We start from the raw sequence: 25,723 nt of genomic DNA on the forward strand, positions 1-25,723 counted from the left end.
ACAAAATAAGTTTTCAATTTTAAAATAAAAAATGATTAAAATAGGAATTATAAGTGCAATGCAAGAAGAAATTCAAGCACTTTTAAACGAACTTAAGAACGTTACAACTACAGAAAAAGGAATGAGAACTTATTTTTCTGGAACCCTATTTAATAAAAAAGTGGTATTGGTATTTTCTCGTTGGGGTAAAGTAGCTTCTGCAGTAACAACAACACAACTTATTAATGACTTTGATGTTGATGAAATTATTTTTACTGGTGTAGCCGGAGCTATTAATTCAAAATTAAATATTGGAGATATTGTTTTGGGCAAAAACTTATACCAACATGATATGGATGCCAGTCCACTATTTGAAAAATTTGAAATTCCTATTTTAAGAAAAAAATATTTAGAAACATCCAACACAAAGCAACTTTTAAAAGCCGCCAACAATTTTTTAAATTCGTATCATCAATTCATAACTGTTCATGATGCTTTAAAATTTCAAATTACTCAGCCAAAAGTAATTGAAGGAGATATTGCTAGTGGAGATCAATTTATTTCATCTATTGAAAAAATAAAACAATTAAATAATTGGTTGCCTTCGGCATGTTGTGTTGAAATGGAAGGTGCTGCTGTTGCCCAAGTTTGTTATGAATATCAAATTCCCTTCTCAATCATTAGAATAATTTCTGATAAAGCAAATGACAATGCAACCATAGATTTTCCAAAATTTGCCAATACTATAGCCAGTCATTATGCTTTAGGGATTTTAAAAAACTATTTTGCATAAATTACTTGTAATTTAATATCTTTGAAAAATCTTTTTGAACAATGCAGTTTAAGCATCCGGAAATTTTATACGCACTTTTTTTAGTAATTATTCCAATAATTGTTCATTTATTTCAATTACAAAAATTTGCAAAAGTTCCTTTTACTAATGTTAAATTTTTAAAAAAAATTGAACAACAAACTCGCAAAAGTGCTCGGTTAAAAAAGTGGTTAACTTTAATTACTCGAATTTTAGCCTTTAGCTGTATAATTATCGCTTTTTCACAACCTTACTTTTCAAAGTACACAACTCAACAAAATTTTGAAACCAGTATTTATTTAGATAATTCGTATAGCATGCAAGCTAAAGGAGAATCGGGTGAGCTCTTAAAAAGCATTGCACAAGAGATTATTGAAAATACTCATCAAAAAAATAACAGAATATCAATACTTACCAATGATAATTATTTCAAAGGTTTAGATGAAACCAGTTTAAAAAATAACCTTATTTCTATCAAATATTCTCCATATAAAATTGATTTAAATACTGTTTTATTGAAATTAAACCAAGTAAATTCTAACCAACCTAACACCATACATAAGTCAATTTTAATTTCTGATTTTCAGAAATTTAATTTAAACAACAAATTAAACTTTACATCCAATAACACTTCAACAAATTTATTAAAAGTAACTCCCAAAAATAACATTAACTTTTTTATTGATAGTGTATACGTTGAAGACAACTTATTAACAGACTTAACAATTAATGCAATTATTAAATGTACCAAAAATACTTCTGAAAAAATTACTGTTTCTCTTTTTAATAATTCAACTTTAATTGGTAAAACAACCGCTGTTTTTAGTAATTCAAATAAAAGTACTATTGAATTTAGTGTTAAAAAAGAACAAAATTTTAATGGCAAATTAACACTTCAGGATTCTAGTTTAGAATTTGATAACGATTTCTTTTTTACCATTACAAATCCCGAAAAAATAAATGTATTAACCATTGGAGAAAACTCTTCATTTTTGAAAAAAATTTATACCCTTGATGAATTTAATTATAAGCATCAAACTATACAACAGATAAATTATAACATTTTTAATCATCAACATTTAATTATTTTAAATGAATTAGTTTCAATTCCAACACAATTAATAAGTAGTTTACAACAATATTTTAATACTGGAGGAAATATTGTAGTAATTCCTTCAAAAGATAGCGAAATAGCCACTTATAATAATTTATTAAATAAATTAGCTTTAGGCTCTATAGGTTCAAAAATTGAAAATGAACATTTTGTAACAACCATTAATTATGAGCATCCAATTGTAAAAAATGTATTTGAAAAACGAATCTCAAATTTTAAATATCCTAAAACCTCGTTACAATACTCAACCAACTTACTCAATAGTACAGCTGTTGTAAATTTAGATTCTAACAAGCCTTTTGTTTCATCAAGCACCACAAACAATAGTTCATTTTATTTATTTAATTCTCCATTAAACATCAATATTTCAAACTTTATACAATCTCCTTTAGTTGTGCCTATTTTTTACAACTTTGCCAAACATAGTTTACAACCCACTAATTTGTATTATTATATCACTTCAGAAAATGAAATTCCAATTTATTCAACTATTGGAAAAGATCAAATACTTAAAATGTCTAATGGTGATACTGAATTTATTCCGCTTCAAAATGCGTTTCAAAATAAAGTAATTTTAAACTTACAAAACCAAATTTTAAAAAGTGGTTTTTATTCGGTTTCATATAACAATTCCAAGATTAAAACACTGGCATTCAACTATCCAAAACAAGAAAGCGAACTTGAATATTTAGATTTACAAAAATTATCAAATAACAATCCAAACGTTGAGGTAACAACTTCTACAGAACAAGTTTTTGATGAAATTTCCAATCAAGGGAAAATCAATTGGCTTTTTAAATGGTTTTTAGCATTTTCTATACTATTTTTGTTTCTTGAAATGCTTATATTAAAATATTTCAACATATGAATGTACTCTTAAAATCTGCAATAATTATTGATAGTTCTAGTCCGTTTCACCTCCAAACTAAAGATCTTTTAATTGAAAATGGAAAAATTACTCAAATAGAAGATTCTTTAAAAAACACGAAGAATTATAAAGAAATAAATATAGAAAACCTTCATATTTCACAAGGTTGGTTCGATTCAAGTGTATGTTTTGGAGAGCCTGGTTTTGAAGAACGTGAAACCATTGAAAATGGTTTAATTACTGCTGCAAAAAGTGGTTTTACTGCCGTAGCAGTTAACCCAAATACCTATCCAATAGTTGATAACAAATCTGCGATTGAATTTCTTAAAAATAAAGGAGCTAATTTTGCAACTAGCTTATACCCTATTGGAGCCTTAACCAAAGGAGCTAAAAGTGATGATATTGCAGAATTATTTGATATGCAAAACTCTGGAGCTATTGCTTTTGGAGACTATAATAAACCTATCAACAATGCTAACTTATTAAAAATTGGTTTACAATATGCTCAAAATTTTGATGGTTTAATTTTAAGTTTCCCTCAAGACAATTCTATAGCTACTTCTGGTTTAGTTAATGAAGAAGTAAATAGTACTAAATTAGGATTGAAAGGAATTCCTGCTTTAGCTGAAGAACTACAAATTGCAAGAGATTTATTTTTGTTAGAATACACCGGTGGAAAATTACATATCCCAACCATTTCTACAAAAAAATCAGTAAAACTTATTAAAGAAGCTAAAAAGAAAGGACTAAATGTTACTTGCAGTGTTTCCGCTCATCATTTGGCATTAACAGATGAAGAATTACATCACTTTGATTCTAATACAAAAGTACTACCTCCTTTAAGAACTTTAAAAGATACTAAAGCCTTAATTAAAGGTTTAAATGAAGGAACAATTGATATGGTTACAAGTGACCACAACCCCATTGATATTGAACATAAAAAAGTAGAATATGAGAGTGCTAAATTTGGAACTATTGGATTAGAAAGTTTATTTGGCGCTTTAAATAACATTATAAATTTAGACGTATTAATCAAAGCTTTAACTTCGAATCCAAGAACACGATTTGGGATTGATAATACCTCAATAAATATTGGGAAAAAGGCAAATCTAACATTATTTAACCCTCAACATAATTATAGTTTTAAAGAAGAAAATATACTTTCTACGTCAAAAAACTCTATCTTTTTAAACAAACTTATGAATGGGAAAGTTTATGGTGTAATTTCAAATAATAAAATGGTACTTTAAATAGAATAATTACTTCAACTAAAAAATATATTAAAATGGAAAATTTCACAGTTAAAGAAGGTAAAACAATGGCAATTATAAGTTACATTACTTGGATAGGTACTTTAATTGCGTTTATTATGAATAATGATAAAAGAAACTCCTTTGCTTCTTTTCACATCAGACAAACTATAGGGCTAACCGTATTTTATGTGGTAAATATATTTATTATTGGAAGGTTTGGAGGTTACTGGATTTCAGGTCCTATCAGCCTAATTTTATTTGTATTTTGGATTATTGGACTTGTTGGAGCTGCACAAGGTGAAGAGAAAAAGATACCTTTAATTGGAGATTTATTTCAAGATTGGTTTAAAGGAATTGCGTAATCATATATTAAAACTTACTTTTGAAGTCGTGCCAAACAGCACGACTTTTATATTACTTTATGAAAAAATTATCACTCGACTATATCTCAAGAGAACCTAATCAAATTACAGAAAACACTCCGCTATTAATTTTATTACATGGGTACGGTAGCAACGAAGAAGATTTATTTTCTTTTGCTACTGAGCTACCAGAAGAGTTAATTATTATAAGTGCGCGTGCCCCTCAAAATTTAGGCTTTGGAAGCTATTCTTGGTATACTATAAATTTTACAGCTGATGCTGGTAAGTTTTCAGATATCCCAGAAGCAATTTCAGCGAGAGATTTGATTTCCTCTTTTATAGATGAAATTCAGAATGAATATAAAATAACTCCTGAAAAAACATTTTTATTAGGGTTCAGCCAAGGAACCATATTAAGTTATGCTGTAGCTTTAAATTATCCTGAAAAAGTTCAAAAAATTATTGCTTTAAGTGGTTATGTAAACCCAGAGTTACTACCATCTGATTTGACTTTAAAAGATTATTCTAAATTAGATTTCTTTATTTCACACGGAACTGTAGATCAAGTAATTCCTGTAGAATGGGCAAACAAATCACCTCAGTTTTTAAATCAATTAAAAATTAAAAATAGTTATCAAGAATATCCAGTAGGACATGGAGTAGCTCCCCAAAACTTTTTTGATTTTAAAAAATGGATTGAGGAGCGTATTTAATTAATTTTTAAATAGCTAACTCATTAAATAAATCAATTAATGAATTTTCAGAGGGTCTTGGGGCATTTGCTGTAATAATATTCCCTTGTGGATCAATTAAAATAAATCGTGGAATCCCTTTAATTAAATAATCTTTAACAAATTGAGAGTCCCAATCTTTATCCGCTAATAATTGAACACCTCCTAGTTGCTCTTTTTCAACCATCTTTTTCCATTTTAATTTATCAGATTGTTTATCTATTGATATACTTACAAATTCGATATTTTTATTATGATATAGTTTTTCAATCTTTTTTAGGTGTGGTATTTCAATTTTACAAGGTCCACACCAAGTTGCCCAAACATCTATATAAAGGTATTTTCCTTTAAGGTCATTAAAAGATGTAGTTTCTCCATTATAATTCTCATAATTTTCAAATAAAGGAGAAGGCTTACCTTTGGCAACCTTAATTAATTTTTTATAATTTTCAGTGATTTCGCTTTTGTATATTGGGTTACTTGATGCATTATTAAATATTGTATAATATGCTTCTAAATCGTAAGTGTATGTTATTCCATATTTGGCTTCTTTATACAAAAGATTATTTTTAATAACTTCGTTAGGAATTTCAGCAATTACTTTTAACTTAACGATATCTTCAGCTTCAGAATTATTTTCAATTAGCTCTTTTGTTTTAGACTCTACATACTTATCTACTAACCTTTTATAATTATTAGAAAAAAGAAAATCTTCCCCATTAAAATAGTTAATATCTTTGATTTCTTGTAAAAACTCACTAGATACTTTAAAATCTGGATTTTTAGTTGTGTATGCATGTGACTTCTCATATGAACTCAATCTATTTAAATGTTCATATTTGATATTCTTTTTTTCTAATTCTTTAAATGCTTCAGAAACTGTTTTATTCTTATTTATTTCTCTTAAAAGAGTTTCTTCAATAATTTTTGATTTTGTTTTAAATTCATCTTCATTTAACGCATAAAAATCATTTCTTTTACCAATTAGCTCGCTTTGTTTTTCTTGCTTTTGTAATAAGTAATTATTTTCATGAGGGTTTTCACCTAAAAATGTTAAAGTCTCTCTAAAGTTATTTGCATCAAAATTTACTTCAAAAGAAGTTCCTTGTTCAAAATAAATTCGTGTAAATAGCTTCCCATATGAAATTAAGTGTGTTCCATTGTCAATTTTTAAAGTATCTTTAAAAGTTCCATTAGCTGAAATTTTAATAGTGTCTCTAAAAGTTGAATTACTACTCATTATTATTAAGTCGTTTGCTGTACTATTTTTTATATTGCCTGAAAAAAGTACATACTCTTTTATTTCTTCTTTTTTACAAGAAAGGATGCTAAAAATTAATATTCCGTAGATAATTTTTTTCATGTGTATTTTTTAATTGTTATAGATTGCTTTAAATTGTAATTTTCACAAAAAGAAACCGCCCATTTAAATAAATTAAATAAAGCGGTTCATTAACTCAAATATGAAAAATTATTGTTTCTCTTTTAATTCTTTTAAGTTTTGTAAAGCTCTTTTTTTAACTTTACTACTTATAGTATCAGCCATTTTTACAGCTAATTCTCCTGCTTTAATTGCTTCTTCTTTATTTCCCACAATACCTTGTATTTGTGCAAAAGTACTAACGGTTCCATAATCGTTTGGATTCATTTCATAAGCCTTTGTTATTAACTCAGCTGCTTGAAGAAGAATTTTAGGGCTCTCTTCAAAAGACTTTCTATAAACGCTTCTAGCAATAAATGCAATTGTTTCAGGATCATCCGTTAAAAAGTTATCTACATAGTAATTGGAAATTTTTATAAATTTATCAGCATCGTTTGCTTTAGCATAATAATTACAATGAAGTATGGCTATATCCCTTGCCTTATCTGTTAATTTTTTTAAAGAATCTAACTGTTGAAAAAACAAGGTTTCATTTTGCTCATTTGTTGAAGCATACATCTTTCTTTGTAAAATTCTTTGATAAACTTTATAAACAGTTTTTTTATTTGTTATTGAAATAAAGTATTCTTTATTAGAGTTTAATACATTAAATAATTTAGAATTTTCATCAAAAACAAAGCTCTCTATTAGTTTCCAACCTGATAAAGATAACAACCACTCATCATCTACTTTTAACATTAGCTTGTCCAAAACTTCATCAGCTGTATTAATTCTCATCTTTTGTAGAGAAATAGCGTAATTAAGCATTTCATCATTCGACATTTTGTTTTGCTCATATTTTGCAGTCAAAATTCCAAAAGCTTTACTTGGATCTATAGCATTTTCACCTACAGTTATAAACTCTTCAACACTCATTCTTGAAGTTGACTTATGTACTAAGTCTCCTTTAGAATTTATAAAAAGATATGTAGGATATGAACTTACTTGGTATTTCTTTGCCAATTCTGGTCCTTCTCCTTTTTCCATATCAATTTTATAATTGATAAATGTTGAATTGTAGAAAGAATAGACATTTTCATTGACGAAAACATTTTTATCCATCCATTTACAAGGTGCACACCAAGAAGTATAACAATCAATAAAAATAAGTTTATCTTCTTTTTCAGCTACTGCTAATAACTCTTTAAAAGTACCATTTCTAAAATCGATAGCTTTAGGGAGTTCTTTTTTTTCTTGAGCACAAGAAAATATGATTCCCACTAAAATTATATAAAATATATTTTTCATTAATAGCCTGGATTCTGATTAATTAAACCTTCTGATAATTGTACTGTTTGTATTGGTAATGGAAGTATTAATTTACTATCAGAAGAGATTTCTTTGTAAGTGTTAATATCTATATTGCCCTCTTTATGATAACGTACTAAATCATACCATTCTTCACCACTTTCGGCTCCAAGTTCAAGTACTTTTTCAACTCTTATGGCTTCTAATATTTCATCTTTATTAGTAGATGAAATTAAAATATTTTCGCTTCGCTCTCTAATGTTATTTAAAGCATCTAAAGCCTCATCAATATCATCATTTCCTCTTAAAACTGCTTCAGCATAAATAAGATATATTTCACCTAAACGAAGGAAATATTCAGTATCAGCAGTTAATGGAACTCCGTTATAAACTGAATTGTTAAATTTATTGTTTCTTGCACTTCCAGATGAAGTATAAGCAATTGCTGCTTCATATCTAGCATCATCTTCCATTTGACTTATATAATAATCAGAAACTCCAAAATAAGCTCTATACATAAAGGCTTTATTATTTCTGTCATTTGAATTATCAAAAGGAGTTTGAAAAATAGCTTCTTTAGTTTCAATAATTTTTTTAGTGAAAATATCAGAAAATGTATCTTCTAATTCTCTCTCATTAGAGTTAATTACCTCTAAGGCTGCTTGTGCTGCATTACTATAGTCTTTTTTATATAAAAGTACTTTACTTTTTAAAGCTTTAGCTGCTATACTTGAAGCATAAAATGTATCAGAAAAACTAGGTGCATATTGAATTGCATACTCCAGATCCTCTAAAATTAAATTGTAGGTTTCTGCAACTGATGCTCTTGCTTGTGGATTAGCACTTACAATTGGTTCTTTTTTAAGCACTATTCCATTTGTAGAATTTTCATCAAAAAATTCTCCCCAAAGTCTTAATAAATAAAAGTTTGATAATGCTCTTAAAAACTTGGCTTCTGCTACAATTTCATTCTTTCTAGCATCTTCCGTTTCTAATTTTTCAGTTTTAGTAATTACATGATTGGCATTGTTGATTAGGAAATACATATCTGTATAAATCAATTCAAGATAATAATTATCCGACAATACATCATTCTTAAAAAATGAGTTTTCAGTTCCTCCACCCCAAACTCCAGGTTTCATAGTTAATCCCATCATTGAAGTTATTGCTGGTGTATAACTTATGTATGAAGCTCCATCAATTAGTGCTCCATAAGTTCCATATAAAGCAGTTTGAGCCTGATCTATATTTGTTATTACTTTGTCTTCAGATATTTGATAAACAGGATCTACATCTGTAACATCTGTTAAATTACAAGATGTGAACATTAAAATTCCTGTAACTGTCAGTATATGTTTAATATATTTAATTTGTATCATAATTTTATAAATTTAAGTTTAACCCTAATGAAATTGTACTAACAGGTGGATATGAAGCACTATCGTAACCTTGATTAAAATTACTAGCAGCACCATAATTAACCTCTGGATCTAAACCACTATACTTTGTTATTACAAATACATTACTAGCTGATAATGAGACACTAGCACGTTGAATGAATAACTTTTCTAATAATTTTGGATTAAACTTATAAGTTATATTAATATTTTTTAATTTAAAAAATGAAGCATCTTCTATAAAGAAATCTGAATCTCTTCTATTATTATTTGGATCTCTTGAAACTAAACGTGGAATATTAGTATTGGTATTGTCTGGTGTCCAAGCATTTAAAATTCCAGTTGAATAATTGCTAGAATAATTATTAAAAATTAGCAGGTCTTTTTTATTTGAATTATATAAGTAGTTACCAACGCTAAAGTTAAACAAGGTAGATACTTCAAAGTTTCCAAATCTAAAAATATTGTTCCAGCCTCCAAAAAAGTCTGGCTCAGCATTTCCAATAATGGTATTATCATCATCACCAATAAATCCATCATCATTTACATCCACAAACATAAAATCTCCAGGAGCAGTATTAGATGATTGATACACTCCTTCTGGTGAAGTAGCATTTAAAGCATCAATTTCTGCTTGAGTTTGGAAAATTCCTGCTACTTTATAGCCCGAAAAATAACTCATTGATTCTCCTTCAACCAAATTATTATAGTAACCTCCATTTAGTTTTAAAACTTTACTTTTTATAGTAGTTAAATTTAATTCTGTTGTCCATTGAAATTTTTCATTTGAAAAAATTTCAACACCTACTTGGAATTCAAATCCTTTATTTTGAAAATCTCCAATATTTGAATATTGACTGCTTCCTCCTGTTTCAAGAATTACATCTCTATATAAAATTTGATCTGAGGTTTTTTTATGAAAATATCCTAAAGAACCATTAATTCTTCTATCTAATAATGAATAGTCAACAGCTATATCAAGCTGATTGGTAGTTTCCCATTTAATGTCTGGATTTGGAATGGTATTAGAAACTACTCCATTATTGTTATTGTAAAAGCTTCCAGAGCTAAAAAATGTTGCGTATTGAAAATCTGCAAAGTTAGCAGAACCTGTTTTACCATAAGAAGCACGCAATTTAATATCGTTAATAAATTCAATATCTTTTAAAAAGTCTTCTCTAGAAATTCTCCAAGCTAAAGCTCCTGACGGGAAATATCCCCATTGATTATTAGGTCCAAATTTGGTAGAATTATCTGCTCTACCAGTAAACGTTACATAATATCTATCATCAAAATTATAATTTGCTCTTAAAAAATAGGAAGATAAACCACTAATTGTTCCTCCGCTAGATAAACTTAAATTTGAAGCTGCTCCTGGTGTAACCATTACGTTATCATCAGGAAAATCTGTAGCTCTTATTGAAGAAAACTCACTTTTGTTTTGTGTATATGATACCCCTAAAACAGAATTAAAATCGTGTTTATCAAAGCTCTTATTGTACGTTAATGTATTGTCTAAAATTCTAGATGAAAATTGAGAATCTGTTTGGTTTAAAGTTCCTTTACGGTTGTTTCGTAACTCAAAGACATCGTGACTAGGAGTATATCTAAAACTTTTGTTATTTGCAGTTGTATATGAATAGGTAGATTTAAACATTAATCCTTGCATTAATTCATATTCACCAAACAACGAAATCATTAAGTTTTTACTATCTACATAAGAAGGGTAACGAACTTTTGTATAAGGGTTAGATTGTACTCCTCCAGTATCTGCTCCAAAATTCCCCTCTTCATCATAAATAGGAACATCTGGTCTATATTTTATAGTTTGGTAATAAAATGTAGTATTACTACCTTTATTGTTAGAATCACTATAATTAAAGTTAGTACCAACTCTAAGTTTTTCAGACAATTTAGTTTCAAGTTTTGTTCTTACATTATTTCTTTTGAAACCAGTACCATAAATAGCTCCTTTTTGATCATTTATACTCGCTGATAATGAATAAAGAGATCCACCATTAATAGAACCTCCATTGGCGTTTAAATAATAATTAGTATCAAAAGCGTCTTGTGCAGTTGCTTCCTGCCAATTGGTATTAACATCTTCACCATAAGGGTATAATTGATCATCTTCAGGCAAATCACTTCCTGCATTTTCATAAGCAGTTTTAACTATATCATGAAATTGATTTGCATTTAACATGGAGTATTCCTTAGTAAATTTAGAAACACTTCCTCTTGTGCTTAAACTAATGTTTGGCACAGAAGAATAACTTCCTTTTTTGGTGGTTATAATTACAACACCGTTTGCACCTCTAGATCCATATATAGCTGTTGCAGAAGCATCTTTTAAAATATCAATACTCTCAATATCTTGTGGATTTATTGATGATAAAGGCGAAAGTGAGCTAGAAGAATTTTGTGAATAATAAGAATTTCCTAATCCTTGACCTATTTCAATTGGAACACCATCTATTACATAAAGTGGCTCATTATTACCAAAAATTGAAGTTATCCCTCTAATTCTTATAGCTGCTGATGAACCTGGTGCTCCAGATGAAGTAACAACATAAACTCCAGAAGCCTTACCCACCAATGCATTGTCAATACTTGTTGAGTTGAGTTTATGTAACTCTTTAAGATCAACTTTTGTCACCGACCCTGTTATGTTTTTTCTTTTTTGGCTACCATAACCTATCAATACAACTTCTTCTAATTCAGCAGCATTTTCTTTTAAAACCACATTGAGTGTAGTTTGGTCAGCTGTCAATGTAAATTCTTGATTGGTAAAACCTACATAACTGAAGCTGATAATATCTCCTTCTTTTGCTTGAATGCTATATTTACCATCCATATCGGTTGCTGTACCTCGTTCATTTTTATTGACTAACACGGTAACTCCAAATAATGGCACATTATTACCATCGGTAACAACACCACTAATTATTTGTTGTTTTCCAAAACTCTCAGTTTCATCAATAGTTATAATTTGTTTTATAATAATGCTATTACTTGAAGTAAACTCAAAATCAAAAACACCTGGTGGTAAGCTCATTTTTAAAAGAGTATTAGCTTTAATTACTCCTTTTTCAACTTTGACTTTTGGTAAGTTTTTAAACAAATTTTCTTGGTAAAGAAATGTATAATCTGTTTGTGATTTAATTATTTCGAAAACTTCATCTACTGTGATTGTTTTATCACTGTCAATTGTAATTTTTGCATTTTGTGATAAAAGGCTTCCAGAAGTAAAACTAAAAACCGTGGAACAAAATAGTAAGATAAAAGTTCTCATAAGGTTCATTAATAGGATTTTTCTGAAATAGAAAAACCGATTGGTTAATTTAATTTTCATAAATTTGCATGTTAGTTAGTTAAACATTTTTTAATTAATTAATTCATAAATAAAGAGAGAGAGCACGGTACTTTGGTCGGTCTTTGCTTTACTCTCTTTTTTATTTTTTTATTTAAGCATTATTATTTTATTATTTATTTCATAATCACTTATGGTATTGGTATTTTTAATAATTGTTAAAATATCATCTAATGGTTGTTTTTTGCTAAGAACTCCAACAAATTTTACTTCTTCAATATTGCTATTAGAAAAATTAATTTCTACATCGTACCATCTTTCTAAAACTTTCATGATTTCTTTAAGAGTTTTGTGTTTAAAACTAAAAACTCCTTCTTTCCAAGAAATTTCATCATCAACATCTACATTTAAAATATCAATTATTTCTTTAGTATTTATAGCTACCTTGGCTTGTTGATTAGGAACCAAAAACTCTTTTGAATTGTCAACTAGTAGAGCGACTTTTCCTTCTACTAAAGTGGTATAAGAAATTGTTTCATCTTTATAAGCTTTCACATTAAACTCAGTTCCAAGCACTTCTATTTGTTGCATTTTAGAAATTACTACAAAAGAATCACCATTATGAAGTGTACTAGGTGAAACCTCAAAATAGGCCTCACCATAAACTAATTCTACCTCTCGCGATGTTCCAGCAGTAAATGATACTGGGTATTTTAATTTAGTATCTGAATTTAACCAAACCTTAGTACCATCAGTTAAAACTAAATAAAATTGCCCTCCTCTAGGAATTGTTAAATAATTATAAGCTATAGGTTGGTTGGATGCTTCGTCGGTTAGTTTATGATTATTATTTTCTTTTTTTTCTGAATCATAAACCAATTCTTCTCCATTACTCTTTATATTTTCTGTTGCATAAGTCTTCCCTTTTTCTAGAGCAACATTGGTTCCGTCTTCTAGAGTTAAAATGGCTTTATCTTTACCAGGTTCTATAATTTTATTGCTTGAAATTTCATTTTTTAAAAATAGCTCATTATCGAAAAAGTAAATTGTCACAAACAAAACACCTATTAAAACTGCAGCATATTTTAATAGGTTTTTGATTCCTAAAAATCTTATTTTAGATTTTTTGTTGCTTTGACTATAGGTACTTGATTTGATATTATTAAATATTATTTCTTTAATAATTTCTTTATTCTTTATTTCAATTGGCCATTCCTTTGAGTTTTGATGACTCAAATAAAAATTTGTTAAATATGATATTTCTTCATTTGAAGCTGTTCCTTTTTGAAACTTATCTATAAGCTGAAGAAGATATGTTTTTTGTTTAGTATTCATTTTTCTTTTCATTGTATTTATAATATATGTCGTTAAAAACAATCTTATCCCTAATAGGAATTTGATTTTTTTTTAAAATAATTAATTTTTTAGGTAAAACATTAGATAATTAATGTTTTAAAAAGTTATTAATTGAAGTTGTAAACTATGTAATATACAAGCTCTAAAGTGGCTAATGACCCCAATGAAAGTTTAATTGTTTTAAGTGCTTTTGTAATATGAGCTTCAACAGTTTTGGATGAAATTTGAAGTTTTTCGGCAATTTCTTTATGGCTAAGTTGTTCTTCTCTACTCATCACAAAAACCTTTCTACATTTTTCAGGTAAGGTTTGTATGGCCTCATTTATCAACTGTACTAGTTCTTCATGAATCATTTTGGATTCAGGATTTGAAAAATGGATTCTTTTATCAAAATCTTCCAATAATTCAAGTTGAATTACTTTGGAATTTTTTCTTAAATAATCATAAACTTTATAAGTAACACTTGCATATAAATAGCTTTTTATGGAAATATTGATTTGTAGTTTTTCTCTCTTATTCCATAAACTAATAAAAAGTTCTTGTAAAATATCTTCACAAGCTTCTTTATTTTTTAATAAGTTATAAGCTGAAATAAATAGTTGTTCCCAATAGGTTTCATAAAGTAAATTCAACGCTGTTGCATCACTATTAGCTAAACGCTCAATTATTGCAGCATCCTTAATCTGTTTTGAATTTACCATGTTGATATTTAATTACGATTCAAAAATATATAAATTAAACTAATTTATTTTTTTATAAAAAAATAAAACAAACTTAACCTTTTTCTTATCACAAGATTTTTTGGTATAAATAACCCTAAAAAATTCAGTTATATTCTGTCAGTCAATAACATAAAAATACTTCTAAAGCAAAAACCTTATCAGAAAACTATTTTAATTACATTTTAAAATGTCTAAATTGTCAACTAATTAAAAAAATGTTAATTTAAATTTAATATTTAGAATACTTTTAAAAAATAAAATTGTTATTTTTAACTCCAAAAACCAAAGTTTCTAACTTTAGGTTAACATCCAATGCTATGGATTATTAAAAATACAACTATCTATGAAAGAAAAAGAGGTACCTAACAATTCCATGAATGAAAAATTACAACGTGTTGTTTTTATTGATGCAGATGGTAAAACCTACCAATTAAATGAAATTAGTTTTAATGAAAGATTTATTTATGCCTATAAAGCATTTCATGTTTTATATGAACCTTTAGTTCCCATAATTAATAAATCGGATGGTCATGTCATTATAAATTTAAAAAAAGATAGTGATGTTTTATTTAGTTTTGAAAATATCACAGCAGCTATTAAAGAGCAATCTGAAAGCGTTGGATATTGTTTATAATTCACATAATCAATAAAGCATATATTAATTAGTTATTTCTTTGCGTATTTTTTAATCAAATTCACTAAGTTATACAACCATACCCATAAGTTTTAAAAACAAAAACTAATAGCTATCATTTTTTTATTCATATAATTTTTATACTATTGTTTTTTATAATATCATATAACACATTATGGAGATACTCGGTATAGATGTGGGTGGCACAGGAATTAAAGGAGCTATAGTAAATGTTGAAACAGGCAAACTAACTTCAAACAGACGAAGGATACCAACTCCAAATCCAGCTACTCCAGAGGCTGTAGCCGAAACAATTCAAAAAATTATTACTCACTTTAAATGGAAAGGCCCAGTAGGTTGTGGATTCCCTACTCCTCTACAGCACGGAACTTGTTTAAGTGGAGGGAACTTACATAAAGATTTTAAAAATTTAAAAATTGATGATTTTTTTAAAGCCAAAACAGGAAATGATTTTACAATTGTAAATGATGCTGATGCTGCTGGACTTTCAGAAGTTGCCTTTGGCGCAGGAAAAAATGTAAAAGGTGTAGTTATTATGGTTACACTTGGAACCGGTATAGGATCTGCGCTGTTTTTAGATGGCAAATTATTACCCAATACCGAATTTGGACATGTTTTGCATAAAAGCGGTTGTGTTTTTGAAAAATACGCTGCAAATTCTGTTCGAATAGAAGAAAATCTTAGTCGAAAACAATGGGGGAAAAGACTTCACAAATACTTTAAACATATAAATTTAATATTGTCACCAGATTTAATTATAGTAGGTGGTGGCTCCAGTAAAAAGTTTAGCAAATTTGAAGCTCAAATAAATATTAAAACTCCTATTGTTCCTGCAATTGCAGAAAATGATGCAGGGATTATAGGAGCTGCTTTAGCTGTAAAACAAGGGCTTAAATAAAACCTTTTGCCTTAAACTCTAAATATTTATTAACAACGTTTACCGTTAAATTTTTAGGCTTCGTTAAAATTCCATAAATTCCTTTACTTTCTAATTCTTTTACAATTAAACGCTTTTCATATGCAAACTTTTCAGCAATTGTTTTGTGGTAAATGGCTTGCAAATCTTCTGCGTTATTTTGTATCAACTCATCTAGTTCAGTATTCTCAAAAAATACCACTACCAGTAAGTGTTGCTTTGCTATTGCTTGTAAAAAAGGAAGTTGTCTTTTTAATGATGAAATATGTTCAAAGTTAGTATATAAAATTAATAAACTTCGTTGCGTAATTTTACGTTTTATAACTGCATATAAATAACCGAAATCTGCATCGGTATATGTTGTTGTAATTTTATATAAAGCTTCATTTATAGTATTTAAATGTGTTTTTTTATTGCTTGCAGCAACTATGGTATCCACTTTTTTAGCAAATGTAAGTAAACCAGCCTTATCATTTTTTCGAAGCGCTATATTTGAAAATGCTAAAGTAGAATTTATAGCATAGTCTAATAATTTTAATGCTTCAAAAGGCATTTTCATCACCCTTCCTAAATCAATAATAGAATAGATCGGTTGTGATTTTTCATCTTGATATTGATTTACCATTAATTGAGAACGTTTGGCTGTAGCTTTCCAGTTAATAGTCCGTACATCATCACCTGAAATGTAATTTTTAATTTGTTCAAACTCTAAGGTATGCCCTATTCTTCTAATCTTTTTTAAACCAAATTCGGTTAAACAGTTGCTCATTGCTAAAAATTCATACTTTTTCATTTGGATGTATGAAGGGTAAACTGCCACCGATTGATTATCTTGAAATTTAAAACGACGCGAAATTATTTTTAAAGGAGATGAAACATAAATATTTAATTTTCCAAAAAGATACTCCCCTCGTTCTACAGGAGTTACGTTATACTCAAAATCATATACTTCAGATGGTTTCAATACAACGATATATTCAAAATCTCTTTTTTGAAATTGAACTGGTAATTCATCTATAACTTTAGCTTCAATTTTAAAAAAGTAATTGTTCTTTATAGTTATGGGAATTGGATTTTTATCTGAGTTAGAAAATTTTTCTGATAAAATTCTTCTTGCCACCACCCCTTTTTTTAAATTAAACAACACATAAAAATCACTTATAAATAGTACTGCTAAAAAAGTACTCATAAACCAAGCAATGCTATACAAAAATGGAAACCAAAATGAAACCAAAAAAGTAACAGCAATTATGCTTATATAAACAAAAAAGCGTTGGTGTATGTAGGTATTTTTAATTAAGTTCATCTAAAAAAATTGAATAACTACCGTGGAACTTCTATCGATTGCACAATCATTTCAATTACTTTATCAGTTGTCATTCCTTCCATTTCACGTTCTGGAGTAAGTATAATTCTATGACGTAAAACTGGGTACAATACTTTTTTAATATCTTCAGGTATTACAAAATCTCGTCCGTTAATAGCTGCATAAGCTTTTGAAGCATTCAGTACTGCTATACTAGCCCTTGGAGACCCTCCTAAATATAAATGTGGATGATTGCGTGTTTTAGTAATTAATTGGGCAATATATGTCATAATTTTTTCCTCCACTAAAATTTCGTGGATTTTACTTTTATAATCTAATAAATCAGCTTCTGAAAGCAATGATTTTATTAAAGTTAAAGGCAATACACCTTTTCTATTTTGATGAGTTTTTATAATCAAAATTTCTTCTTCTAAATTAGGGTAACCCACATCTATTTTAAATAAAAAACGGTCTAATTGAGCTTCTGGTAAAGCATAAGTTCCTTCTTGCTCAATTGGATTTTGTGTGGCTAAAACCATAAAAGGAGGTTGCATTTTATAAGTGTGTCCATCAATTGAAACTTGACGTTCTTCCATAACTTCAAATAATGCTGCTTGAGTTTTAGCTGGTGCTCTATTAATTTCATCAATTAACACTAAATTAGAAAATATGGGGCCTTCTTTAAATTCAAATTCTGAAGTTTTCATATTTAATACAGAGGTTCCTAAAACATCGCTAGGCATTAAATCTGGTGTAAATTGAATTCTGCTAAAATCTGTAGCAATGGTTTTTGCTAATAATTTGGCTGTAATTGTTTTAGCAACTCCTGGCACACCTTCAATTAAAACATGTCCATCAGCCAATAACGCTACCATTAAAAGATCTATAAAATTTTCTTGCCCTACAATTATTTTACTCAGTTCCTCTTTTATTTGAATAACAGCATTTTTTAAGTGCTCTAAATCTATTCTAGTATTAAAATTCAAATCGTTAGTTTCCATATTGAATTGTTTTTTTAAATTTTTCAATCATATCGTTTAACTTGATTAACTCAAGGTTTGTTATTTCGTTTTTTAAATGAATTTCCTCACAAAATTGAAAGAGTTTTTCAACTTCTTTATAGCTATTACCACTTCGTGAAGCTACATAATTATAAAAAGTAGTATCTATTTTTGTTGTTGGAATATGTAATTTGGTTCTAATATACTCTAACAAATAATTTATTTTATGTTCTGCTATTGTTTTATGAGCTTGTTTTTCAAAATACATATTAGCAATGGTTCTTGTAAAAGCTAATGTTTGGTTTTTTAACGGAACACGAATAGGAATCATTCGTTGTTTTCTTTTTCCTTCAAAGAGCACAAAAAATAAAACTCCTACTAAGCCCATATAATAAGCCCATTTCAAATATTTTGAACTCAATAAATAGTGCATAGGTGAAGCTATTTTGCTTTTACCAGTTTTATAATAAGTGTCCCATAATATGGGAATATCTTCTCTTAAATAGGATAAAATATTGGCTGCATGCTGTTGATTTGGCGATTTTAAAATATAATAGTTGGTAAAAGCTTCTGGAAAAGTATGCAAATAAAAATTTCCTTTTCCATACCTAAACTTTACAAAATTAATACCTTCTTCGGTTCGTTTACCATTTTCATTAACATAGGCAGTAATTCCTAAAATAGTTGAGTTTAAAGTATCAATTTTAGTAAATACCTGATTCATAAATGGTCTATCAAAAGTATATTCTTTACTTTTAAAAGCTTTATTTGGTAATTTAAAAATTACTTTTTCATCAAAATTGGTACTTAATAATCGTTCAGTTTTAAAATTCAAGGTATCTATATTCATTCCATGAGTTGAAATAAATACATCATTTCCTCTTTCAACAAATTTCATTAAACGTAAAAATTCAGCATCTCCAAAATTTAAGGCATCATCTACAAAAAAATAAGTACCTGTTCGAGTTGAATCTTTTAAATATTCAAAAGGAGGTAAATTAATTGTTTTAATTTCAGTAGTTGGAAATAAATTTTCTAGTTGATTTTTAAGCACAAAAGTTCCATAAGGTATTTTATGCTTAGCAGCATATGTTGGAAACCAATTTATAGGTTGCTTTTTAGTATTTTCAAGATAAATATACCCTAAAATAAGTACTAAAAATAAAATGCTATAAATTTTTGTTTTTTTATCCACTTATGCTTTTTCAATTAATTTATAAACCTCCTCAAAATTAGCAGTTGCTTTGGCAAACTCTAATTCGTTTATTTCGAAATTTCCATACCAAACAAAATCGTATAATCGAGTGAGTTCTTTAAATGATTTTTTTAAAGATTGTTTTGAAATTTCCTTTATATAATCTTCATTGGTTTTTTGTTGCTCCCAAACTATTAATTTTTGTTGTTCTAGTTGTTTTAACATATTTAAATAAGAGTACCTTACAGCTAAACGAAAATTATTTTGTGCAATTGCTTGCTGAATTAGTTTTAGTAAATCTTGGTTTTTAATCAACTCTTCTTCATTGGTTAAATTAACTATGGCTGAATTGGTTCCAGTATTTATGATAGATTTTGAATTTACTTTTAAAAAGAATTTTACAATCAAAAACAATAAAATTGCAGCAATAATATATGGAATACTTGTTAGGATTTTAGCAAAAATACCTGAAGCATTTTCTACACCAAATATCCATTCTAATAATTTTACAAATTGCCTTCCCAACCAATTTAATAAACGATCTAACCAAGTTGGCTCTACTTCATTAGTTTCCTCAATATAAATAAACTCTTTATCTGCTTTATAGGCTTCTAAAGCTTTTTGATTGAATTTTTTTTGAACAATAATACTCGTGTCTCTTTTTATTACTTTTATTACTAATGAATCTTGCTTAGCGAAAGCTTCAAAAGTTAGTAACATAAAAAACAGGATTACAAGTACTTTGTTCATCTCAATACAATTAATTATTAGTTCCTAAGTTTTCAATTTTTTCGAAAGTTCCAGTATAGTTCTTTTGCTCATTTAAATCAAAATAAACGAATACTGTTGAAATTAGAGGTATTGAATATAAAATGAATTGAAATAGGTAAGAAAAAATATTTAAAATTAAATATATGGGATCTTTAAAAATTTCAAAAACAGCTGTTGGATCTTCATTTTGCATCATAGTACCCATTTTTACCATTTGGTAAATAAACGCTGGAATTGAAAATGCTTGTCCTAGTATCATTAACAATATCCAAACAACTAATAATCTTCCAAAAGTATTCCACCACTGTCCTTTAATTAAAGTAAATGCCTGAGAAAAAGTATCTCCAATACTTTTTTCCTCAAAAACCATTATAGAAGTTGCTAATGATAAAACGGTTCCTAAGTAAATTCCTGGCAAGTAACAAAATATAGCTCCAGCAACTGTTACTAAAGTTATTAAAAAACCTAAACCTAAAAACTTCCAAATATTTTTATAAATATTAGCTTTAACTTCATTAAAATTAGGTTTTCCAAAATTATTAATATACGATTTTATAAAATATAATGAGGCCATAGATAAAAGTGTATATAACAAAATATACACAAACATTAACCCAAAAAACCAAGAGAATATTTTAGACAAAAAACCTCCAGGATTAGCATCAACATTGTCTAAATCTTTAAATAAATCTGACATAGTGAACATATATAATACCAATACTGTAAGTGCAATTAAAAGCACTGGACCTACAATTTTTAACACCGTTAAAAAATACTCTTTCCAATTTTCTCTAATAAACTTAAAAGTATCGGTTATGATAGCACCTAAGTCACGTTCTTTTTTGAATTCAATAAAATTAGTTTCCATTTAGTTGTTTGGTTAATTTAATTGGGTAAATAATATAATAATAAATGATGATGCAAAGTGAAATTAGTATAATTAAAACTGCTAACCAATCTGGCATTTGAGTTTGTCTTGTTACAAAACCTTCTAAAAATCCGGCAACTATAAAAAAAGGAATGGTACTAACCATAATTTTAAGTCCTGCCTTAAAACTTTTTTTAAGTGATGCTAACCTTGAATAAGTTTTTGGAAAAAGTAAGCCATTTCCTAAAACTATTCCAGCGCATCCAGCAATTATAATAACTGAAATTTCTATAGTACCATGAATCCAAATAGTACGAGAAGATTCCCAAAGCAATCCTTTATCGTAAAAAAAGTATAAAAACGATCCTAACATAATTCCGTTTTGCAACATTACATATAACGAACCTACTGAAAAAAACATTCCAAAAACAAAAGCGGTCATTGCTACTTTAATATTATTTAAAGTAATTAACAAAAACATATTACCTTCATTCATTTGTTTATAAACCGCCATAGGGTCTCCTTTATCAATATTGTCTAAAGTCATGTTTACATAACTGTCTCCTAAAATTAAACGGACAAAATCTCCATCAGTTGCTGCTGAATAAGCTCCAATTATTGCAAATAATAAGAAAGTGATAAAGGCAACACCAAGTTGTTTATGATATTGAGCAAATTCTAAAGGAAATTCTGTTTTAAAAAAGGTGATTAACCTGTTTTTACTTTCCTTTTTAGTTTTATATATTTTTTGATGTGCTTTCGAGGCTAATACATTTAAATAAACAGCTGTTTTACTTTTAGGGTAAAACGTTTTTGCGTAACTTAAATCGTCTGTAATTTCTATATATAAATCGGATAATTTATTTGGTGATATTTCCGTTGTTTTTTCCAAAACACTTTCAAATAACAACCATTTATTTTTATTCTTTTTTACAAATGATGCTTCACGCATTTTTTATACTTTTGTTTTTTTATTGGAGCAATTATTTTTTGACTAGTATTTAAGTCAACGAAAGTAAAAAATCAAATGGTCTCCGCCAAAAAGTTTAAACACAAAAATGGATAATTTTAATATTGAAACCGCTCAAAATGTTACCATACAGCAAAACGTAGCTTCTTTAAGTACTCGTATTGGTGCATTCTTATTGGATATGTTTATTATTGCAGGTTACTATATAGTTATGTTACTAATTATTAATGCATTGGGGTTTATGCCTACTGAGTCTATTTACGTATTTTATACTTTATTGAGTTTACCAGTATTTTTTTATAGTTTATTTTTTGAAACTTTATTTAACGGACAAACACCCGGAAAATATATTTGTAAAATTAGAGTTACTAAATTAGATGGTTCAAAACCTACATTTAGTAGTTTCTTAATAAGATGGGTTTTAAGAATTATTGACATTACAATAGCTTCAGGATCAGTCGCTTTATTAACCATATTATTAAATGGCAAAGGACAACGTTTAGGCGATTTAGCTGCTGGAACTACCGTTATTTCAGAAAGAAAAAGTATTTCAATTAATGACACGCTTATTATGGAACTTCCCGATGAATATAAACCAACGTTTCCACAAGTAACTATGCTGTCAGATAACGATATTCAAACTATAAAAGAATTGTATTTAAAAGCCAAAAGAAATGGCAACCATAAAACCATTGTAAAAATTCATCAAAAAATTCTTGAAATTACAGACATTAATTCTGAATTGAAACCTATTGAATTGATTGATGTTGTATTAAAAGATTATAATTATTTCACACAACAAATGTAATGACACTATTTCAAATTTTTGATATTTTAGGAATTTTTGCCTTCGCAATTTCTGGATCTTTAGTTGCCATGCGTAAACGAATGGATCCTTTTGGAGTATTTATTATAGCTTTTGCAACCTCCGTTGGTGGCGGTACTTTAAGAGATCTTTTAATTGGTGCTCAACCTGTTTTTTGGATGAAAAACACCGATGTAATTTTCTTAATTATTACCGCTTATTTTATCGCTATTTTTTTTAGAAAAAAATTGAAGTACCTAAATAAATCACTCTTTTTATTTGATACAATTGGTTTAGGTTTATACACCATTATGGGAACTGAGATAGGCTTAAGTAACAACTTCCATCCTATTATAATTGTTGCTATAGCAACAATGTCTGCTTCATTTGGAGGTGTTATTAGAGATATTTTATGTAATGAAATTCCTGTAATTTTTAGAAAAGAAATTTATGCCACTGCTTGTGTATTAGGTTCCATAACTTTTTTAATTTTACATCATTTAGATTTTAATGAAACTATTATTTATATTTCTACATCGTCAATAATTATTACAGTGAGGCTTTTAGCTGTGAAATTTCATTGGTCTTTACCTACTTTTTATTCAAAAATATAAATGGATTTTAATTATTTTAATAATAATCTTTCTAAAATTTCAGCCAAGTTAATTGGTGGTTTAGAGGTGCAATTTAAATTAGCTCCAAAAATTCGTTTAAAATATTCTGAAGAAAAAATTAACGCTAAAAATCCAAAAAAAGCTGGAGTACTCGCTCTTTTCTATCCTAACAAATTTCAACAAACTCAATTTTTATTAACCTTAAGAGCAAACTATAATGGAACTCACTCATCACAAATTAGTTTTCCTGGAGGTAAATTTGATGAGAATGACCAAACTTTACAAAATACAGCTTTAAGAGAAACTGAAGAAGAAGTAGGGATTAGAAGCTCTAAAATTACTGTTTTTAAGGAAATGACAGAGGTTTACATTCCACCAAGTAATTTTTTAGTAACTCCTTATTTAGGTGTAATTTCTGAAACACCAACATTTACTAAAAATTATGAAGTTGAACAATTAATTGAAGTTTCACTTAAAGATTTATTAGACGATCAAAAGCTTTCTAAAACTACTTTATCAACTTCCTATGCTAAAAATATGGAGGTACCTTGCTTTAAATTAAACAATTACATTGTTTGGGGAGCAACTGCCATGATGCTAAGTGAAATCAAAGAGTTATTAAAAGAACTTTAAACTAAATTTTCTTAAATTTGTACTTCATTCAAAACCAAACCAACTAAATGCCGATTTTTAAGAGAAATCCGTTCGGACATATTTTATTTTTAAAAAAATGGCTCGTACGCATATTTGGAGTCATTTCACATGGACGTTACCGTAGATTTAACAAATTACAAATTGAAGGATCTGAAATTATTAGAGATCTTCCAGAAACCAATGTATTATTTGTTTCAAATCATCAAACTTATTTTGCAGATGTAGCAGCTATGTTTCACGTATTTAATGCTGCATTAAAAGGGCGTGTAGATTCATTAAAAAATATTGGTTACATATGGCAACCAAAATTAAATATCTATTTTATTGCAGCTTCTGAAACTATGAAATCAGGTTTATTACCTAAAATATTTGCTTATGCAGGATCTGTTTCTATTGATAGGACATGGAGAAGTGCAGGAAAAGAAGTTAACAGACAAGTAAAAATGTCTGACATTAGTAATATTAAAAAAGCATTAGATGATGGTTGGGTAATTACATTTCCTCAAGGAACAACGAAACCATTTAAACCAATTAGAAGAGGTACTGCCCATATTATAAAAACCTATAAACCAGTTGTAGTACCCATAGTAATTGATGGCTTTAGACGTTCTTTTGATAAAAAAGGGTTAATTATAAAGAAAAGAAATATTTTACAATCTATGGTTATTAAACCACCTATGGAAATTGATTATGAAAATGAAACTGTTGATGAAATTGTAAAAAGAATAGAATTTGAAATTGAACAACATCCTTCGTTTTTAAAAGTAGTACCTGTTGAAGAGTACGCACGTCAAGAAGAAGAATTAAACAAAAAAAGAAAATTCTGGGATTTGTATTAAAAAAAGCCGTTTAATTAAACGGCTTTTTTTATTTAGCTTATTGTAGCCAAGCGTTTAACATCCAAATTGTTTTTTCTTGTTCCGCAATAAAATCACTCATCATAGAGTTGGTCCCTTCATCATTAGCCTCTCCCGAAGCTTCTAAAATAATTCTTTCAATTTTCAGTAATTCTGATAATGAGGTAACTACCAACTGAACAGCTTCAACATCATTAGTTACATTTTTACCTACAGGTACTTTTGCCAATTCTGTATAATCATTAAAAGTATGTAGTGGAGTACCTCCTAATGTTAAAATACGCTCTGCAATCAAATCTATTTTTTCTTGTGAGTCTGTATAAAACTCTTCAAATTTAACATGTAATTCAAAAAAAGATTTTCCTTTAATATTCCAGTGTAACCCTCTTAAATTTTGATAATACACTTGAAAATTTGCTAATAAACCGTTTAAATCTTTTGCTAAACTTTCAGTTTCCTTTTTATCTAATCCAATAATTGTTGTATTCATAATATAGTTATTTTTTTGATTTAATTTCTAATACAAATATCTTCAAAAAA

At 27.9% G+C, this 25,723-nt stretch carries 24 protein-coding genes; 11 read left to right on the plus strand and 13 right to left on the minus strand.

What is annotated here, in order from left to right:
• Positions 1 to 31: 31 nt before the first annotated feature.
• From Q0714_RS04610 to Q0714_RS04630, 5 genes are read left to right on the plus strand one after another with little or no spacing between them, the layout of a single operon-like run.
• The gene (locus tag Q0714_RS04610) at positions 32 to 772 is read left to right on the plus strand and encodes a 5'-methylthioadenosine/adenosylhomocysteine nucleosidase (RefSeq protein WP_298263137.1); all 741 of its coding nucleotides are present in this window, start codon (positions 32 to 34) and stop codon (positions 770 to 772) included.
• A gap of 41 nt (positions 773 to 813) precedes the next feature.
• On the plus strand, positions 814 to 2,772 hold the full coding sequence (locus Q0714_RS04615; protein ID WP_298263138.1) for a BatA domain-containing protein: 1,959 nt from the start codon (positions 814 to 816) through the stop codon (positions 2,770 to 2,772).
• On the plus strand, positions 2,769 to 4,022 hold the full coding sequence (locus tag Q0714_RS04620) for a dihydroorotase family protein (RefSeq protein WP_298263139.1): 1,254 nt from the start codon (positions 2,769 to 2,771) through the stop codon (positions 4,020 to 4,022). The genes Q0714_RS04615 and Q0714_RS04620 overlap by 4 nt, the downstream gene beginning before the upstream one ends.
• Positions 4,023 to 4,057: 35 nt before the next feature.
• A complete protein-coding gene (locus tag Q0714_RS04625) occupies positions 4,058 to 4,387 on the plus strand; it encodes a hypothetical protein (protein WP_298263140.1) in 330 nt (109 codons plus the stop codon).
• Between the two features lie 59 nt (positions 4,388 to 4,446).
• Positions 4,447 to 5,100 carry an alpha/beta fold hydrolase gene (locus Q0714_RS04630; protein ID WP_298263141.1) on the plus strand — a complete coding sequence of 218 codons (654 nt, stop codon included), beginning with the start codon at positions 4,447 to 4,449 and terminating at the stop codon, positions 5,098 to 5,100.
• 7 nt (positions 5,101 to 5,107) lie between these two features.
• Here the strand turns inward: Q0714_RS04630 and Q0714_RS04635 are convergent, their stop codons facing one another.
• From Q0714_RS04635 to Q0714_RS04660, 6 genes are all read right to left on the minus strand, one after another.
• Positions 5,108 to 6,481 (minus strand): TlpA disulfide reductase family protein, encoded by a 1,374-nt coding sequence (locus Q0714_RS04635; protein ID WP_298263142.1) that lies wholly within the window; start codon positions 6,479 to 6,481, stop codon positions 5,108 to 5,110.
• 108 nt (positions 6,482 to 6,589) lie between these two features.
• Positions 6,590 to 7,786, minus strand: a complete 1,197-nt coding sequence (locus tag Q0714_RS04640) for a DUF255 domain-containing protein (protein WP_298263143.1) — start codon at positions 7,784 to 7,786, stop codon at positions 6,590 to 6,592.
• Positions 7,786 to 9,165 (minus strand): RagB/SusD family nutrient uptake outer membrane protein, encoded by a 1,380-nt coding sequence (locus Q0714_RS04645; protein WP_298263144.1) that lies wholly within the window; start codon positions 9,163 to 9,165, stop codon positions 7,786 to 7,788. Before Q0714_RS04645 ends, Q0714_RS04640 begins: the two co-directional genes overlap by 1 nt.
• 4 nt (positions 9,166 to 9,169) lie before the next feature.
• The gene (locus Q0714_RS04650; protein ID WP_298263145.1) at positions 9,170 to 12,535 is read right to left on the minus strand and encodes a TonB-dependent receptor; all 3,366 of its coding nucleotides are present in this window, start codon (positions 12,533 to 12,535) and stop codon (positions 9,170 to 9,172) included.
• A 108-nt stretch (positions 12,536 to 12,643) separates the two neighbouring features.
• Positions 12,644 to 13,828 carry a FecR family protein gene (locus tag Q0714_RS04655; RefSeq protein ID WP_298263146.1) on the minus strand — a complete coding sequence of 395 codons (1,185 nt, stop codon included), beginning with the start codon at positions 13,826 to 13,828 and terminating at the stop codon, positions 12,644 to 12,646.
• A gap of 128 nt (positions 13,829 to 13,956) precedes the next feature.
• Positions 13,957 to 14,550: an RNA polymerase sigma-70 factor gene (locus Q0714_RS04660; RefSeq protein WP_298263147.1), complete on the minus strand. Its 594-nt coding sequence runs from the start codon at positions 14,548 to 14,550 to the stop codon at positions 13,957 to 13,959.
• Between the two features lie 364 nt (positions 14,551 to 14,914).
• Between Q0714_RS04660 and Q0714_RS04665 the strand changes: the two genes are divergently transcribed.
• Both Q0714_RS04665 and ppgK read left to right on the plus strand, forming a co-directional pair.
• Positions 14,915 to 15,205 carry a hypothetical protein gene (locus tag Q0714_RS04665; protein ID WP_298263148.1) on the plus strand — a complete coding sequence of 97 codons (291 nt, stop codon included), beginning with the start codon at positions 14,915 to 14,917 and terminating at the stop codon, positions 15,203 to 15,205.
• A gap of 175 nt (positions 15,206 to 15,380) precedes the next feature.
• Positions 15,381 to 16,124 (plus strand): polyphosphate--glucose phosphotransferase, encoded by a 744-nt coding sequence (gene ppgK / locus Q0714_RS04670; protein ID WP_298263149.1) that lies wholly within the window; start codon positions 15,381 to 15,383, stop codon positions 16,122 to 16,124.
• On the opposite strand, the gene Q0714_RS04675 is transcribed toward ppgK, so the two are convergent.
• Genes Q0714_RS04675 through Q0714_RS04700 form a run of 6 tightly spaced genes read right to left on the minus strand, consistent with a single transcriptional unit; the run spans position 16,117 to position 22,235 of the window.
• Positions 16,117 to 17,448, minus strand: coding sequence for a DUF58 domain-containing protein (locus tag Q0714_RS04675; RefSeq protein ID WP_298263150.1), 1,332 nt, complete (start codon positions 17,446 to 17,448; stop codon positions 16,117 to 16,119). The genes ppgK and Q0714_RS04675 overlap by 8 nt on opposite strands.
• A 17-nt stretch (positions 17,449 to 17,465) precedes the next feature.
• Positions 17,466 to 18,449 carry a MoxR family ATPase gene (locus tag Q0714_RS04680; RefSeq protein WP_298263151.1) on the minus strand — a complete coding sequence of 328 codons (984 nt, stop codon included), beginning with the start codon at positions 18,447 to 18,449 and terminating at the stop codon, positions 17,466 to 17,468.
• Positions 18,439 to 19,644: a DUF4350 domain-containing protein gene (locus tag Q0714_RS04685; protein ID WP_298263152.1), complete on the minus strand. Its 1,206-nt coding sequence runs from the start codon at positions 19,642 to 19,644 to the stop codon at positions 18,439 to 18,441. Before Q0714_RS04685 ends, Q0714_RS04680 begins: the two co-directional genes overlap by 11 nt.
• Complete coding sequence (locus tag Q0714_RS04690; RefSeq protein WP_298263153.1) at positions 19,645 to 20,394, minus strand: DUF4129 domain-containing protein; 750 nt, start codon at positions 20,392 to 20,394, stop codon at positions 19,645 to 19,647.
• Between the two features lie 10 nt (positions 20,395 to 20,404).
• Positions 20,405 to 21,283 (minus strand): hypothetical protein, encoded by an 879-nt coding sequence (locus tag Q0714_RS04695; RefSeq protein WP_298263154.1) that lies wholly within the window; start codon positions 21,281 to 21,283, stop codon positions 20,405 to 20,407.
• Entirely contained in the window at positions 21,273 to 22,235 is a 963-nt protein-coding gene (locus Q0714_RS04700) for a stage II sporulation protein M (protein WP_298263155.1), read from the minus strand. Before Q0714_RS04700 ends, Q0714_RS04695 begins: the two co-directional genes overlap by 11 nt.
• A 106-nt stretch (positions 22,236 to 22,341) precedes the next feature.
• Between Q0714_RS04700 and Q0714_RS04705 the strand changes: the two genes are divergently transcribed.
• From Q0714_RS04705 to Q0714_RS04720, 4 genes are read left to right on the plus strand one after another with little or no spacing between them, the layout of a single operon-like run.
• On the plus strand, positions 22,342 to 23,061 hold the full coding sequence (locus Q0714_RS04705) for an RDD family protein (RefSeq protein WP_298263156.1): 720 nt from the start codon (positions 22,342 to 22,344) through the stop codon (positions 23,059 to 23,061).
• Positions 23,061 to 23,672 carry a trimeric intracellular cation channel family protein gene (locus Q0714_RS04710; RefSeq protein WP_298263157.1) on the plus strand — a complete coding sequence of 204 codons (612 nt, stop codon included), beginning with the start codon at positions 23,061 to 23,063 and terminating at the stop codon, positions 23,670 to 23,672. The genes Q0714_RS04705 and Q0714_RS04710 overlap by 1 nt, the downstream gene beginning before the upstream one ends.
• Entirely contained in the window at positions 23,673 to 24,305 is a 633-nt protein-coding gene (locus Q0714_RS04715) for a CoA pyrophosphatase (RefSeq protein ID WP_298263158.1), read from the plus strand. It begins immediately after the preceding gene.
• 47 nt (positions 24,306 to 24,352) lie between these two features.
• Complete coding sequence (locus Q0714_RS04720) at positions 24,353 to 25,165, plus strand: 1-acyl-sn-glycerol-3-phosphate acyltransferase (protein ID WP_298263159.1); 813 nt, start codon at positions 24,353 to 24,355, stop codon at positions 25,163 to 25,165.
• A 37-nt stretch (positions 25,166 to 25,202) separates the two neighbouring features.
• On the opposite strand, the gene Q0714_RS04725 is transcribed toward Q0714_RS04720, so the two are convergent.
• Positions 25,203 to 25,673, minus strand: a complete 471-nt coding sequence (locus Q0714_RS04725; RefSeq protein ID WP_298263160.1) for a Dps family protein — start codon at positions 25,671 to 25,673, stop codon at positions 25,203 to 25,205.
• Between the last annotated feature and the right edge of the window lie 50 nt (positions 25,674 to 25,723).

Origin of the sequence: uncultured Lutibacter sp. (assembly GCF_947493565.1) — a bacterium.
Lineage (GTDB): Bacteria > Bacteroidota > Bacteroidia > Flavobacteriales > Flavobacteriaceae > Lutibacter > Lutibacter aestuarii.

Excerpts from the sequence above, each read along its gene's own strand:
- Q0714_RS04610 (WP_298263137.1), top strand. The coding sequence starts at position 32 with ATGATTAAAATAGGAATTATAAGTGCAATGCAAGAAGAAATTCAAGCA.
- Q0714_RS04615 (WP_298263138.1), top strand. The coding sequence starts at position 814 with ATGCAGTTTAAGCATCCGGAAATTTTATACGCACTTTTTTTAGTAATT.
- Q0714_RS04620 (WP_298263139.1), top strand. The coding sequence starts at position 2,769 with ATGAATGTACTCTTAAAATCTGCAATAATTATTGATAGTTCTAGTCCG.
- Q0714_RS04625 (WP_298263140.1), top strand. The coding sequence starts at position 4,058 with ATGGAAAATTTCACAGTTAAAGAAGGTAAAACAATGGCAATTATAAGT.
- Q0714_RS04630 (WP_298263141.1), top strand. The coding sequence starts at position 4,447 with ATGAAAAAATTATCACTCGACTATATCTCAAGAGAACCTAATCAAATT.
- Q0714_RS04635 (WP_298263142.1), bottom strand. The coding sequence starts at position 6,481 with ATGAAAAAAATTATCTACGGAATATTAATTTTTAGCATCCTTTCTTGT.
- Q0714_RS04640 (WP_298263143.1), bottom strand. The coding sequence starts at position 7,786 with ATGAAAAATATATTTTATATAATTTTAGTGGGAATCATATTTTCTTGT.
- Q0714_RS04645 (WP_298263144.1), bottom strand. The coding sequence starts at position 9,165 with ATGATACAAATTAAATATATTAAACATATACTGACAGTTACAGGAATT.
- Q0714_RS04650 (WP_298263145.1), bottom strand. The coding sequence starts at position 12,535 with ATGAAAATTAAATTAACCAATCGGTTTTTCTATTTCAGAAAAATCCTA.
- Q0714_RS04655 (WP_298263146.1), bottom strand. The coding sequence starts at position 13,828 with ATGAATACTAAACAAAAAACATATCTTCTTCAGCTTATAGATAAGTTT.
- Q0714_RS04660 (WP_298263147.1), bottom strand. The coding sequence starts at position 14,550 with ATGGTAAATTCAAAACAGATTAAGGATGCTGCAATAATTGAGCGTTTA.
- Q0714_RS04665 (WP_298263148.1), top strand. The coding sequence starts at position 14,915 with ATGAAAGAAAAAGAGGTACCTAACAATTCCATGAATGAAAAATTACAA.
- ppgK (WP_298263149.1), top strand. The coding sequence starts at position 15,381 with ATGGAGATACTCGGTATAGATGTGGGTGGCACAGGAATTAAAGGAGCT.
- Q0714_RS04675 (WP_298263150.1), bottom strand. The coding sequence starts at position 17,448 with ATGAACTTAATTAAAAATACCTACATACACCAACGCTTTTTTGTTTAT.
- Q0714_RS04680 (WP_298263151.1), bottom strand. The coding sequence starts at position 18,449 with ATGGAAACTAACGATTTGAATTTTAATACTAGAATAGATTTAGAGCAC.
- Q0714_RS04690 (WP_298263153.1), bottom strand. The coding sequence starts at position 20,394 with ATGAACAAAGTACTTGTAATCCTGTTTTTTATGTTACTAACTTTTGAA.
- Q0714_RS04695 (WP_298263154.1), bottom strand. The coding sequence starts at position 21,283 with ATGGAAACTAATTTTATTGAATTCAAAAAAGAACGTGACTTAGGTGCT.
- Q0714_RS04700 (WP_298263155.1), bottom strand. The coding sequence starts at position 22,235 with ATGCGTGAAGCATCATTTGTAAAAAAGAATAAAAATAAATGGTTGTTA.
- Q0714_RS04705 (WP_298263156.1), top strand. The coding sequence starts at position 22,342 with ATGGATAATTTTAATATTGAAACCGCTCAAAATGTTACCATACAGCAA.
- Q0714_RS04710 (WP_298263157.1), top strand. The coding sequence starts at position 23,061 with ATGACACTATTTCAAATTTTTGATATTTTAGGAATTTTTGCCTTCGCA.
- Q0714_RS04715 (WP_298263158.1), top strand. The coding sequence starts at position 23,673 with ATGGATTTTAATTATTTTAATAATAATCTTTCTAAAATTTCAGCCAAG.
- Q0714_RS04720 (WP_298263159.1), top strand. The coding sequence starts at position 24,353 with ATGCCGATTTTTAAGAGAAATCCGTTCGGACATATTTTATTTTTAAAA.
- Q0714_RS04725 (WP_298263160.1), bottom strand. The coding sequence starts at position 25,673 with ATGAATACAACAATTATTGGATTAGATAAAAAGGAAACTGAAAGTTTA.